The organism is Photobacterium sp. ABD4_091, from assembly GCF_056160145.1.
Genome location: NZ_JBSWWQ010000001.1, coordinates 2,602,117 through 2,615,275, shown reverse-complemented (window position 1 = coordinate 2,615,275; position 13,159 = coordinate 2,602,117). Strand labels below are relative to the sequence as shown.

Genomic DNA, 13,159 nt, shown 5'->3' with positions numbered 1-13,159 from the left:
ATATGGCAATGAAAATAAAAGCAGTACTGTTTGATTTGGATGGCACGCTTCTCGATACCGCCCCCGACATGGCCGATGCTGCCAACCGAGTTCTGGCTAACTACGACCAACCGCCTTTGAGCCAGCAGCAAATTCAGGCCAACACCAGCATGGGGGCGAAGGGGTTGCTGACCGCGGGTTTTGGTAGCATACCTGAGCATCTCGATATTATGACGCTCAGAGAAGAATTCCTGCGTTATTACGAAGACAACATCTGCGTCAATACTTCGCTTTATCAAGGTGTCACGACTTTATTGGCACAATTGGAGGAAAAAGGGATCCATTGGGGGATCATGACCAACAAGCCCGGCTTCCTGACCGACATGCTGCTCCCCTTCTTTCCTGAACTGCTGCGAGCCAAAACCGTTGTCTGTGGGGATACCCTGGCTGTTGCCAAGCCTCACCCCGAGCCGCTACTTCATGCCAGTCAACAAATGGGGGTTGATCATCGCGACTGCATTTACATCGGAGATATTGAAAAAGACATGATTGCAGCCAAGGCGGCCAAGATGGATGGCTATGTCGCCGGTTGGGGATACATAGGCGATGAGCACACCCCTGGTGACTGGCACGCACAAGCCGTGCTGTCCCACCCTAGTGACATATTGACCGTCGTCAGCGGCCAAAACCACCAGCAACGTGCCACTAACTAACCAAGAAATAACCAAAAAATATGAAGTTTGTCAGTACGTCCATCGCCTGTAAAAAATCAAGGAATTTTTTTTTGCAGGCGCTTTTTTTTGCCTCAAATAATTTTGATTTTTCCTATGATATTGTCATACCTGCGCAAATCAGTTAGTGGGCACTAACTTAATTTTATGAATCCCCATGTTATCCACAGCTGGTTAAAAATTACCAACTTGCATTACCCCCCTCTCACCACTATCTTGTAACACCATAAGCTCAACACCCCAATATATAGTGTTTTAATAGGCAATCAGAAATCTAACAAAGATCACAACCTTTACTAACCTTATTGCTGAAAGTTACAAAAAACACTGCTATTGATGGAAATCTGGGAAAACGACCAAAAATGAATCAACAGCTCACTGTTACCAAGCGTGATGGACGCAAAGAAAGTATTGATCTAGACAAAATCCACCGAGTGATCACCTGGGCCGCCGAAGGTCTGGAGAACGTCTCTGTGTCTCAGGTCGAACTAAAATCTCACATTCAGTTCTACGAAGGGATTAAGACTGAAGACATTCACGAGACCATCATTAAAGCAGCTGCTGATTTGATCTCTGAAGAAACACCGGACTACCAGTACCTGGCAGCCCGCCTTGCTATCTTCCACCTGCGCAAAAAAGCTTACGGCCAGTTCGAGCCGCCTAAGCTATTCGACCATGTCACGAACCTGGTAGAAAAAGGTAAATACGACAAACATTTGCTGGAAGATTACAGCAAAGAAGAATTTGATCTGATGGATAACTACATCGATCACTGGCGTGACATGAACTTCTCTTATGCTGCCGTTAAACAGCTGGAAGGTAAGTACCTGGTTCAGAACCGTGTAAGCGGTGAAATCTTCGAAAGCGCCCAGTTCCTGTACATGATGATCGCCGCTTGCCTATTCGGCAAATACCCACGCGACACTCGTATGGACTACATCAAGCGCTTCTACGATGCAGTATCCCAGTTCAAGGTATCACTACCGACTCCAATCATGTCGGGTGTTCGTACCCCAACTCGCCAGTTCAGCTCATGTGTTCTGATCGAGTGTGACGACAGCCTGGATTCAATCAACGCTACATCAAGCGCTATCGTACGCTACGTGTCTCAGCGTGCCGGTATCGGCATCAACGCTGGCCGCATACGTGCCCTAGGCTCAGAGATCCGCGGTGGTGAAGCATTCCACACAGGTTGTATCCCGTTCTACAAATACTTCCAGACTGCTGTTAAGTGCTGCTCTCAGGGTGGTGTACGCGGTGGCGCAGCGACGTTGTTCTACCCAATGTGGCACGGCGAAGTCGAGTCCCTGCTGGTACTGAAGAACAACCGCGGTGTTGAAGAAAACCGTGTCCGTCACATGGACTACGGCGTACAGATCAACAAACTAATGTACACCCGCCTGATCAAAGGCGAGAACATCAGCCTGTTCTCACCGTCTGACGTCCCGGGCCTATATGATGCCTTCTTCGCAGACCAAGACGAATTCGAACGCCTGTACGTGAAATACGAGCAGGACAGCAGCATCAAGCGCAAGAGCATCAAGGCTATCGAGCTGTTCTCGCTGCTAATGCAAGAGCGTGCTTCAACTGGCCGTATTTACGTACAGAATGTTGACCACTGTAATACGCACAGCCCGTTCGACCCAAGCGTCGCACCAATCCGCCAGTCTAACCTGTGCCTGGAAATTGCACTGCCAACCAAGCCACTGAACAACGTGGAAGACGAAAACGGTGAGATTGCCCTGTGTACGCTATCTGCGTTCAACCTTGGCGCAATCGACTCGCTGGACGACCTTGAAGAGTTGGCTGACCTGACAGTACGTGCGCTAGATGCCCTGCTGGACTACCAGGACTACCCACTGCCTGCGGCTTACCGTTCAACCATGAACCGCCGTACTCTGGGTGTGGGTGTGATTAACTTCGCTTACTACCTTGCAAAGAACGGTGTTCGCTACTCTGACGGCAGCGCAAACAACCTGACCCACGAAGCGTTCGAAACGATCCAGTACTATCTATTGAAAGCGTCTTTGGGCCTAGCGAAAGAGCAAGGTGCATGTCCGGCATTCAACGAGACAACATACGCTCAGGGTATTCTGCCTATCGATACCTACAAGAAAGATATCGATAAAGTCTGTACTGCCGAGCTACGTTACGACTGGGAAGCGCTACGTGAGGAGATCAAGACCCACGGCCTGCGTAACTCAACGCTGTCTGCACTGATGCCATCGGAGACATCTTCGCAGATCTCGAATGCGACCAACGGCATCGAACCACCACGTGGCTTCGTATCAGTTAAGGCATCGAAAGACGGTATCCTGAAGCAGGTCGTGCCTGAGTACAGCAAGTACAAAGACAACTACGAGCTGCTATGGAATATCGGTAGCAACGACGGTTACCTGCAGCTAGTTGGTATCATGCAGAAATTCATCGACCAGGCGATTTCGGCAAACACCAACTACGACCCAAGCCAACAGCCAGGCGGAAAAGTGCCTATGAAACTGTTGCTAAAAGACCTACTAACAGCGTATAAACTCGGCGTGAAAACCTTGTACTACCACAACACCCGTGACGGTGCTTCTGATAGCCAGGGCGATGTGGGTGCAGACGACTGCACAAGCTGCAAGATTTAATGATTTGAAACAGTGGGAGCTTCGGCTCCCATTGATGTTGAGGATAAGATGGCATATAGCACTTTCTGTCAAACCAATAACGACCAACTAAAAGAGCCAATGTTCTTTGGCCAGCCTGTTAACGTTGCGCGTTACGACCAACAAAAATTTGAGATTTTCGAAAAGCTGATTGAAAAACAGCTTTCTTTCTTCTGGCGTCCTGAAGAAGTGGATGTGTCTGGCGACCGTATTGACTACAACAACCTGCCAGATCATGAGCGCCACATTTTCATCAGCAACCTGAAGTACCAGACGCTGCTGGATTCAATCCAGGGCCGTAGCCCGAACGTTGCGCTGCTACCGATTGTATCTATCCCTGAGCTGGAAACTTGGATTGAGACCTGGTCTTTCTCTGAAACTATCCACTCGCGTTCATACACCCATATCATCCGCAATATCGTTAACGATCCGGCGATTGTATTCGATGATATCGTCGGTAACGAACACATCATCAAGCGTGCTGGCGATATTTCCAAGTACTACGATGCTCTGATCGCGGCAACCAACGATTACCACCGCCTGAGTGAAGGCACCCACACCATCAATGGCGAAACCATCACGGTGAACCTGCGAGACATCAAGAAGAAACTGTACCTTTGCATGATGTCGGTAAATGCCCTGGAGGCGATTCGCTTCTATGTCAGCTTTGCCTGTTCGTTCGCGTTCGCCGAGCGTGAGTTGATGGAAGGTAACGCTAAAATCATCAAGCTAATCGCTCGTGACGAAGCACTTCACCTAACCGGTACCCAGCATATCCTTAACCTGCTGCGCACTGGCCAAGACGATCCTGAAATGGCAGAAATTGCCGAAGAGTGTAAAGAAGAGTGCTTTGCTATCTTCCGTGATGCGGCTGAGCAGGAAAAAGAGTGGGCAGAGTACCTGTTCAAAGACGGTTCGATGATCGGCCTGAACAAAGACATTCTGTGCCAGTATGTTGAGTACATTACCAACTTGCGCATGGCGGCGGTTGGCCTAGAGCACGCCTACCCTGGCGCGACACAGAACCCTATCCCTTGGATCAACTCTTGGCTGTCATCTGACAATGTTCAGGTTGCCCCTCAGGAAGCGGAAATCAGTTCTTACCTGGTTGGCCAGATCGACAATGATGTCAGCGCCGATGACCTTGGTGACTTCGAACTATGAGTCGAGTCGCCATTCGCGTCAATGGTATTGAGGTTCACGGCAATAGCCGTGAGCCCCTGCTCGACCAATTGGAAAAAGCAGGCTTTCAGCCTGAATACCAATGCCGAAACGGTATGTGCGGTGCCTGCCGCTGCAAGCTACAATCCGGTGCGGTCGACCAGCATGACTCAATGGCTTTCATCGCCCCGAATGAAGTTTTAGCCTGCTGCTCTGTCCCCAAGAGCAATGTCGAGGTCGAATTCGACTACCAACTGCAACAGCAAGACCTGCAAGCTAACCTTTAAGCTCTGCTAAGGCTGCTAATCATTTCAACAGCAGCCTCTTCTCTTTAGCGATGATTCTTTTTCGCTCATTCATACCTATTTTCGATATGGCCAACACGCTGCAGAGATTCGGAGTGGCCAAACACGGGCTTGCCTTCCAACCAGCGGCGCAGCATATCCAAGCCTAGCGTTGCCAGCACATAACGGAAATCACGCGAAGCATAGCGGCGCCTAGTCGTGACTTGCTGTGCCCATTCCCCTTCAGGTGTGACTAATGCCACGGCGACAATACCGTCTTGCTCTACGCCTATCGCCAAGCCGATATCCGCTTGGTTTTTCTCCTTGGCCACCTGTGCCATAGACAAGGATGCCTCTATCGGCGAATCACGGTGCTCTTCCGGGGTATGGTTTCTGCCCAGTATCCAGGACTGAGCAACACGGCTAGCCAAGCGCTCATCATCATAGAGCCAGCTGGTCAAAAAGCCCCCGGAGTAGTGCTCGGCAACCGCCAGCCCATATCCTTTTTGCTCGATAAGCTCTGCTACCGTACCGAGCAGAGGCTGGCTATGGCCAACCAGGTTCTCCCCTAACTGGCCGGCAACGGCCTCCACCACGGCTGGCTTCTGAGGGTGGCCTTGCGGGCAGAATACTTTCACTTCGATAAACGGGATTTCAGAGCGGTAGCCGATTTCGAACCCCTCTGGTAGCCCGAGGGTTTGCAGCGACTGGCCAATGCCAGACTCAGACAGGCCAAATGTATAAAGCCTGGTACACTCCCTTGCGCTGGTGTTGGCATAGCTGCCCTCAAGCCGCGGTACGATTTGCTCATGAACCATCTTCTTGAATTCACTCGGCACGCCCGGGGTAAAGAACACCCAGGCCCGGTTGATCCGCATCGCAAACCCGCAGGCGGTACCAACTGGGTTGTCCAATACTTCCGCCCCCTCAGGCAACATCGCTTGCTTGAGGTTAGTCTCGGGCATTACACGCCCCAGCTTGGCATATTTCTCTTCCATCGCAACGACCCACTCATCGACCAACTCAAGGCCAACATTGGCAGCAACAGCAGCGGCCTGAGCCGTTAAATCATCCGTTGTCGGGCCCAGGCCCCCATTCACCACCACTACATCGGCAGTCAGGCTGCAGTGTTCGATTTCTTTGGCCAGTTCGTCCAACTGATCACCCACCGTTGTCCGCCGTGACATCGGAAAGCCCTGCTGAAAGAACAGTGCCGACAGCCAAGCGGCATTGGTATCCGTTATATCTCCGTGCAGTACTTCCTCGCCGGTACTAATCATTGCAACTTTCAGCATTTTTTCTCCCTATATTGCCGGATGCGGCTCTTAATGCTTATTCAAGCATATCTCTATCTATTTCAGCACGTTATTTTTCTTTCGCATGCTAGCAACTCGCAGTTTATCGCATTGGGGGATGCTTCAAACCACCGACTGTAAATAAAAATTTACAACAAAAAACACAAAAGTTGACAGTTAAATACAATCAATATATCGTTCACAACCAGAGACAAGCATTGCAAGATGCTTGAAATCTACCATTTATCACTATAAAAAATGGATTCAACCATGAATATAAACCAGAGCAGCACTTCCTATCGATAGCCGCAGTGGCTATGTAGAGTGTAAACATAATCTGACACCTCTTTGCCATTGTGGCCCTTTAAATACGAAATAGGGAGTAACCACAGGTGCAAACACCGCCTCCCGAGAAAAACCATTTTGAAAACTCGGAGCAATTAACCTCATGTCTATGAACAAGACTTTCGGCAGTATGCTGATCATTGCAGGCACAACCATAGGTGCCGGTATGCTAGCCCTTCCCTTGGCGTCAGCTGGACTCGGCTTCACCACAGCCACACTGATCATGGTGGGGATTTGGTCGTTGATGACCTACACCGCCTTATTAATGCTAGAAGTTCACCAATACGCCGAACACCATGCGACCTTGAATTCACTGGCTCGTGACCTGCTGGGAAAAAAAGGCCAATACCTGGCAAATTTTGCAGTGTGTTTTTTGATGTACTCGCTTTGCGCTGCCTACATCGCTGGCGGGGGCGGACAGCTTAATGACAAATTGACAAACTGGGTGGGGCTGGATGTCTCTGCGCAAGCCAGCACTGTTTTGTTTACACTGGCGATAGCCGGCATTGTTGCTATCGGTACCCACTCGGTCGATATGGTTAACCGGGTACTCTTTACCTTGAAAGCCATTGCCTTGGTAGTCATGCTTAGCCTGCTGGCACCCAATGTCGAAGGCGGCTACTTGGTCAACATGCCCGTTGAAAAAGGCCTAATCATTTCGGCACTCCCTGTCATCTTCACCTCGTTCGGTTTCCATGGCAGCATCCCGTCGATTGTTCGCTACATCGGTTTGGACATCAAAGCCCTAAAGAAAGTGATGGTCATCGGCTCGTCCCTACCGCTACTTATCTACATTTTCTGGCAACTCACCAGCCAAGGTGTACTCAGCCAGCAGGATCTGATGGCCAGCAACAGCCTAGGCTCTTTCATTGGTACCCTTAGCGAGTTGCTGCACAACCCGATGGTCAGCCAGTCTGTTTCGGTGTTCGCTGACTTGGCACTGGCTACCTCGTTCTTGGGTGTTAGTTTGGGCCTGTTCGATTTTGTTGCCGACAGCTTCAAGCAGGACGACAAAAAGCATGGTCGCCTGCAGACAGCTGCCATCACGTTCATCCCGCCACTGGCTTTCGCCTTGTTTTACCCTCAAGGCTTTATTATGGCATTGGGTTTTGCCGCTATTGCCTTGGTTATTCTTGCGATTTTCCTCCCTGTTGCCATGGTCAGCGCCCAGCGCAAGCAAATCACGGAGAAGGTGGGCAGCCAAGACAATGGCTACCAAGTGGCTGGCGGTAAACCTGCCCTGGTCTTGGCTACCGGCGCCGGTGTCCTTATTATCACCGCCCAACTGCTACAGATGGCCGGCTTTATCCCCGCCGTGGGCTAACCAGTTCGCAAACGGCAGGCGACTTTCGCCTGCCGTTTCCCTCTCTCGTTCAGCGAGTATTATGAACAATGTTGTAAATCCCTTATTCATTCATATAAATCGGTAATTTTTACATTTTTTTTGCACATTACCTGTAATCTTGCACTAGGAATTTTCTGCCATTTCAGTGATACTTCCCGCACTTTTTTATCCTATCCACCTTGATCTTTTGCGGAGCGTATCTTGCGCACTTCAGTTCTATCACCTCTTGTCCTGGGGATTGCTGTCAGCACCCCTGCATTCGCATGGAATGAGAATGCCAACGTTGGCTATGACCAACAACAAACGTTTCTAAACCGCTACGCTTCACAGCCTAGCCAGCAGCAGGTTTATACTAGCGAATACCGTTACACAGCCATGGATCAAGGCCTATCGCTGCAGCTGGCAACTTCCGAGCCAGTAACCAATACATTGCCAAAGCACCTGTCGGTAGCGCCTGAAAAAGACTGGGACTACCTGCTTGAGCAGTCCTACACCATTTTGGGTCTGAGTATCGCCACGGTCGGTTTGATGACGCTTCTGCCTGAAGAAGTGACTAACTGGGATCCAGAAGATACCAACCTAAAAGGCTTGGGCAAAAAATGGTGGGACAATGTCTCGGAAGGTCCAGTGTGGGATAAGGATGATCACTGGCTGAACTACATCATGCACCCGTATTTCGGCGGGGTGTACTACACCACGGCCCGTCATTCTGGCTTCAACGAATGGGAGTCATTCCTGTACTCGGCGACCATGTCGACATTCTTCTGGGAATATGGCGTAGAAGCCTTTGCTGAAGTGCCATCGATTCAGGATATCATCGTGACCCCGCTGTTTGGTGCAGCCGTCGGTGAATGGATGTTCCAAACCGAAATGGAAATCACCGCCAACCGCGGCAAGGTCATGGGCTCGCAAACCATGGGGGATGTCAGCCTGTTCCTGCTCAACCCTGTCGGGCATATCCACTACTGGGTGACAGACTGGTGGCGTGACGATGCCGACGTCAGCCTCAGCTATACGCCATGGTTCGGCAATACCGAGGCTGCTAACTTTGCCCTCGACGCCGGTGCAGCCTACGATCCGATATTCGTTGGCCTAGAAGTCAAGTTGGCACTGAACTAGACCGAAAACCTGAAAGCAAAAGCAAAAAAGCGCGATCCCAATCGCCTTTTTTGCTAATTTTCAAGATATTACATGTTTTATTTCAGTATTCGTGAATAAAGCTCACGAATTTATCCCGTTTGCGTATTTAAAACGCCGTTTTTGATATAGCATCTGACAACTATCACAATAAATAGCAAAGCCTTGGTGATGAACCAAAAATTTTCTCTGTTTGAGTTCCTACAGACCCCAGTTTGGGTTTTCGATATTCACCACAAGCGTATCCTGTGGGCCAACTCGGCCTCATTAACCCTATGGGAAGCGGACACGACCGAAGAGCTCACGGCCCGTGATCTGAGCCTTGATATGTCCGAGGCAGTCGATGCCATCTTGGACGGCTACCTAAGCCGCTTCGAGCAGGGCGAAAAAATCAAGACCTGGTGGTACTTCTCGCCGAATAATGTCCTCAAAAAGGCGCTGTGTTATTTTTCCGGTATCCCGGGCTCTGATGGCAAGACAGTCATGTTGGTCGAGATGATCGCTGAAGAAGCTAGCCTTCGCCGTGAACTGGCTTTCTCGGGAAGCTCTAACCTTGCATTGCTGTTTGAAGAAAATGGCAACCTTATCAGTGCCAACAACTCTTTCTCCCACTCTTTTGGTGAAGACCTCAATGATCTGGCCAGCTTCCTCGGTGATGCCCAGTTGGCCGACCAATGGCTGACCACAGCACGGACTGAAGGGGTGTTGAAAACTAAACGCCTATGCTGGACAGGAAAAAGCCACCACTGGCTTAATATTGACGGCAAGTGGCTTTCTGACAAGCAGCAGCTGCTGCTAAGCCTGATCAATATCAGTCAGGAAAAAGAACAACTGCACAAAGCCAAGTACAATGCCGAGCATGATTTCCTCACCGGGCTGCTTAACCGCCGCGGGATCACCAACGCCATTATCGAAAACCAACACAGCCAGCACCCTTATAGCCTGCTGTTTCTCGATATCGACGGGTTCAAGCTGGTCAATGACACCTACGGCCATGCCATCGGTGACAAGCTGCTCCGGGCCATCGCTATCCGACTTCAGGAAGAAGTGAAATTCAAAGGGCTCCTTGCCCGCTTTGGCGGAGACGAGTTCATTGTCCAGGCGGAGCACCGTAACATCGAAAACTCTGCCCTATTTGCCAAGCAGCTGATCAAAGCCCTCAACCGCCCATTCCACCTCAAGGAAGTGGGTGAGCTGTCGATTGGTTGCAGTATCGGTACCTCCGACTACCCTGTCGATGCCAAGGATATCGAAACCTTGGTAACCCAAGCCGATATGGCAATGCACCGTGCCAAGTTGCGCGGCCGCAATCGTAGCCATCATTTCTCTCCGGATATGGCTGATGCGCTATACCGTAAAATGACCCTGCGCCACCACCTGACCCTGGCCTTGGAAGCCGAAGCATTCGAGCTCTACTACCAGCCGATCGTGGATATGAAATCAAAATCGCTCAAAGGCTTCGAAGCCCTGATCCGTTGGCACGATGAAGAGCTGGGACAGGTTTCCCCTGGAGAGTTTATCCCCCTCGCCGAAGAAACGGGCCAAATTGTCCCGCTAGGTAAGTGGATCCTCAAAACAGCCTGTAAGCAATTGGCGCTGTGGCGTGAGAAATACGGCAAGTCATTTATTATGAGCGTCAACCTGTCGCGGGCACAGCTTCAGTCTAGCTTGGCCCCGACTATAGAAGGGCTGCTGAACCACTATCAGATCCCGCCTGAACAACTGGCACTAGAGCTTACCGAGTCCACCATGTTGCAGGAGTATGACGAAGCCAAGCAGTGTCTTGATGATCTGGCCTCGCTGGGCCTAGAGCTATACCTTGACGATTTTGGTACCGGTTATTCTTCCCTGTCACAGCTGCAGGATTTACCGATCAGCACCGTTAAACTCGACCAGAGCTTTGTCCAGGGTGAGCATAAAGGCAGCCAGGCTATTATCGAGGCAACACAGGCTATCTGTGAAAAGCTGGCGCTAAAAGTGGTCGCAGAAGGGGTCGAAACCGAAGCGCAACTGCGTTATTTGCAGCAATGCGGCTTTGATTTCTGCCAAGGATATTACCTCGGCAGGCCGCTTCCGGCCTATGAGCACGAAGAAAGAAACTTCAGCCTGCTCAATACCATTCCTGAATTTAACTGCGATACTGTTGAGTAACCGCTTTCGACCAAGCCACTCACTAGATAAGATTAAGGCCAGTCATCGACTGGCCTTTTCCATTTAAACCCTAACTTTATACAACGCTTGGCCCTATTCCCTGCCAAATCGCAATGACACCGGAAACAGAGCACAGCACCAGTAGTGCATAGCGCAGCCACTCGGCTTTAATCAAATGCTGGATCCGGTATGCCAATACGCTTGCTAGGATCGGAGCCGGCATGATCATCATGCCGTATTTGAAATGCCACCAGCTAAAATGCCCTGTTGCCGAAAGGGCAACCAAGGAAAGCACACAGCTAAAGGCAAAGTAACCAGCCAGGTTTGCACGTAATTTTCCCGCCTCGGCATGCTGGAGCACCAAAGCCATTGGCGGCCCGCCGATAGAGGTTGAGGTGCCCATCAGGCCGGAGGCAAACCCCGCCCAGAACAACGCTTTCGGTGTCGGCCTGATCCTCACCTTCAGCAAACTGATCACCACCGCCAGCAACACCCCGATCCCCAGCACTAGCGCCAGCGATTCGGCAGTGATATAAAGCAACAAAGCGGCGGCTGCAATAGTACCCGGTACACGGCCGACAAACGCAGCCCCCAAGCCTCGAAAGGACAACTGGGTACGGTACTGCCACATATTAATTAAGGCCAGAACCAAGCCGACCAAGGTAATCGTGCCAGGTACAAAGCGCGGTTCGAAAAAGTACACGACGGGAGCCGCCACAATGGCCATCCCGAACCCCACCGTACTCTGGACAAAACACCCTGCCGCCAAGGCAATGGCACAATATACCAGTGTGCTAATTTCCATTTAATCCGTTAACTCCGCATGAATCATAATATTTCGTGGGGTAACAGGCTTGTCACAGAATGTCCCGATAGTCACTTTGTAGCCTGACTCTTCCATAAAGCACGCCCGGTCGTACACCAACCACATTTCCAGCGGCCGGCGGAAAAGCAGGCGTAGCAACTCCAACCGCTCTACCCAGTCAAAACGCTGCTCGCCAACCTGTTGCCAATAGGCAAAATCAATATTTTCCGGTAGTGCCAGCCCCTTTTGTTCGGCTGCCCAGTGGCAGAATGCGGCAAAGCCCTCATTGAGCAACGCCTTCTGGACATTCGGCACCGGCAGGTAAATATCTTGGCCGGTCACGCTACGCTGCAGGCTGTCAAAGCCAAGCCTGAAGCTCACTTCAACAAAGCGCAGGTTGCGGACACGGTTTCCGGCCGTCACCGTTTCTTGCAGGGGCAACCTGAGATCATGCTTGCTCAGACTCAGCGTACTTTGCTTCGCCTGCGCAGACATCGGCTGGTAGGTTTTATCCCTAATCAAGTGATAGCAACACGGGGAAACGCTCACAGCCCGCCCCCGGCGTTCGGCCACCCGCTGCAGCAACGACACATGGAGATCCCCGCAGGCATGCAGGGCGACCGCATGCTGCTGGGATAAAATAAACTTGCCGCTTTGCGGGGAAAAAGCATCGCCATGAACAAACGTCATCGGCAAAGACAGCTTGCGGGCAGCCGCTTCACCGCTTTCACACAGTGCCTGCTGCCACTCCAAGCTGGTGACAGGAGTGTTATGGGTCGCAGCCAGAACCCGGCCAAGGAAGCCTTTTCCGGCGCACCATTCTAGCCATGGCAGGTTCAATGCCGGGAGCACACCGTTAAACGCTTGTAACTGCTGCCACTTTCTGCCGGGGATCCCCGTATCAAGGCCGCGTGGAGGAACACGCTCAACATGCGGCAACGGGTCGATACCAACCAGCGCCTGCATCTTACTTGCATGGGGTATCCAGCTGCTGACCGCCTCAGCCAACTGTTCAGGGTTATCTTTGAAATGGCCAAGCTGCTGCTCATCCAAACCTAACAGCCATTTTGTCAGTTCAGGGTGGCTCTGCTCCCACTCCATCGGCGAAGTAGAAAAAGGCATAAACTGCCACAGCTCACGGGTATCCGTCAGCAAACGATCGAGTTGGGAAAAACGCAGGGCGTGCATGGTGTACTCTTGGGTTAATCAGTCAAAACCCCCGTATTGTAAACGCAAACCTGTCAAATAGGCAGAAAGAGACTGTTTCATGATAAGAAA

Annotated in this window: 10 protein-coding genes; 7 read left to right on the top strand and 3 right to left on the bottom strand. The window is 51.0% G+C overall.

The genetic code is table 11. The annotated features are described in order from the left end of the window. Positions 1–2 precede the first annotated feature (2 nt). The 4 genes from ACXAGQ_RS12080 (at position 3) to yfaE (ending at position 4,806) form a co-directional block, all read left to right on the top strand. Complete coding sequence (locus ACXAGQ_RS12080; protein WP_475254087.1) at positions 3–692, top strand: HAD family hydrolase; 690 nt, start codon at positions 3–5, stop codon at positions 690–692. Between the two features lie 380 nt (positions 693–1,072). Then, positions 1,073–3,340 carry a class 1a ribonucleoside-diphosphate reductase subunit alpha gene (nrdA, locus tag ACXAGQ_RS12075; protein ID WP_475254086.1) on the top strand — a complete coding sequence of 756 codons (2,268 nt, stop codon included), beginning with the start codon at positions 1,073–1,075 and terminating at the stop codon, positions 3,338–3,340. A 48-nt stretch (positions 3,341–3,388) separates the two neighbouring features. Beyond that, positions 3,389–4,522, top strand: a complete 1,134-nt coding sequence (nrdB, locus tag ACXAGQ_RS12070) for a class Ia ribonucleoside-diphosphate reductase subunit beta (protein WP_475254085.1) — start codon at positions 3,389–3,391, stop codon at positions 4,520–4,522. After that, complete coding sequence (yfaE, locus tag ACXAGQ_RS12065; RefSeq protein ID WP_475254084.1) at positions 4,519–4,806, top strand: class I ribonucleotide reductase maintenance protein YfaE; 288 nt, start codon at positions 4,519–4,521, stop codon at positions 4,804–4,806. Before nrdB ends, yfaE begins: the two co-directional genes overlap by 4 nt. 65 nt (positions 4,807–4,871) lie before the next feature. On the opposite strand, the gene ACXAGQ_RS12060 is transcribed toward yfaE, so the two are convergent. Beyond that, on the bottom strand, positions 4,872–6,098 hold the full coding sequence (locus ACXAGQ_RS12060; protein WP_475254083.1) for a CinA family nicotinamide mononucleotide deamidase-related protein: 1,227 nt from the start codon (positions 6,096–6,098) through the stop codon (positions 4,872–4,874). A 448-nt stretch (positions 6,099–6,546) separates the two neighbouring features. Between ACXAGQ_RS12060 and ACXAGQ_RS12055 the strand changes: the two genes are divergently transcribed. The 3 genes from ACXAGQ_RS12055 (at position 6,547) to ACXAGQ_RS12045 (ending at position 11,076) form a co-directional block, all read left to right on the top strand. After that, positions 6,547–7,767 carry an aromatic amino acid transport family protein gene (locus tag ACXAGQ_RS12055; protein ID WP_475254082.1) on the top strand — a complete coding sequence of 407 codons (1,221 nt, stop codon included), beginning with the start codon at positions 6,547–6,549 and terminating at the stop codon, positions 7,765–7,767. Positions 7,768–7,989: 222 nt separating this feature from the next. Beyond that, positions 7,990–8,907, top strand: coding sequence for a DUF3943 domain-containing protein (locus ACXAGQ_RS12050; protein ID WP_475254081.1), 918 nt, complete (start codon positions 7,990–7,992; stop codon positions 8,905–8,907). Positions 8,908–9,096: 189 nt separating this feature from the next. Next, complete coding sequence (locus ACXAGQ_RS12045; RefSeq protein ID WP_475254080.1) at positions 9,097–11,076, top strand: putative bifunctional diguanylate cyclase/phosphodiesterase; 1,980 nt, start codon at positions 9,097–9,099, stop codon at positions 11,074–11,076. A 76-nt stretch (positions 11,077–11,152) separates the two neighbouring features. Here the strand turns inward: ACXAGQ_RS12045 and ACXAGQ_RS12040 are convergent, their stop codons facing one another. After that, positions 11,153–11,881 carry a sulfite exporter TauE/SafE family protein gene (locus tag ACXAGQ_RS12040; RefSeq protein WP_475254079.1) on the bottom strand — a complete coding sequence of 243 codons (729 nt, stop codon included), beginning with the start codon at positions 11,879–11,881 and terminating at the stop codon, positions 11,153–11,155. Then, a complete protein-coding gene (locus ACXAGQ_RS12035; RefSeq protein ID WP_475254078.1) occupies positions 11,882–13,069 on the bottom strand; it encodes a methyltransferase in 1,188 nt (395 codons plus the stop codon). It abuts the gene before it with no gap. Positions 13,070–13,159: the final 90 nt, after the last annotated feature.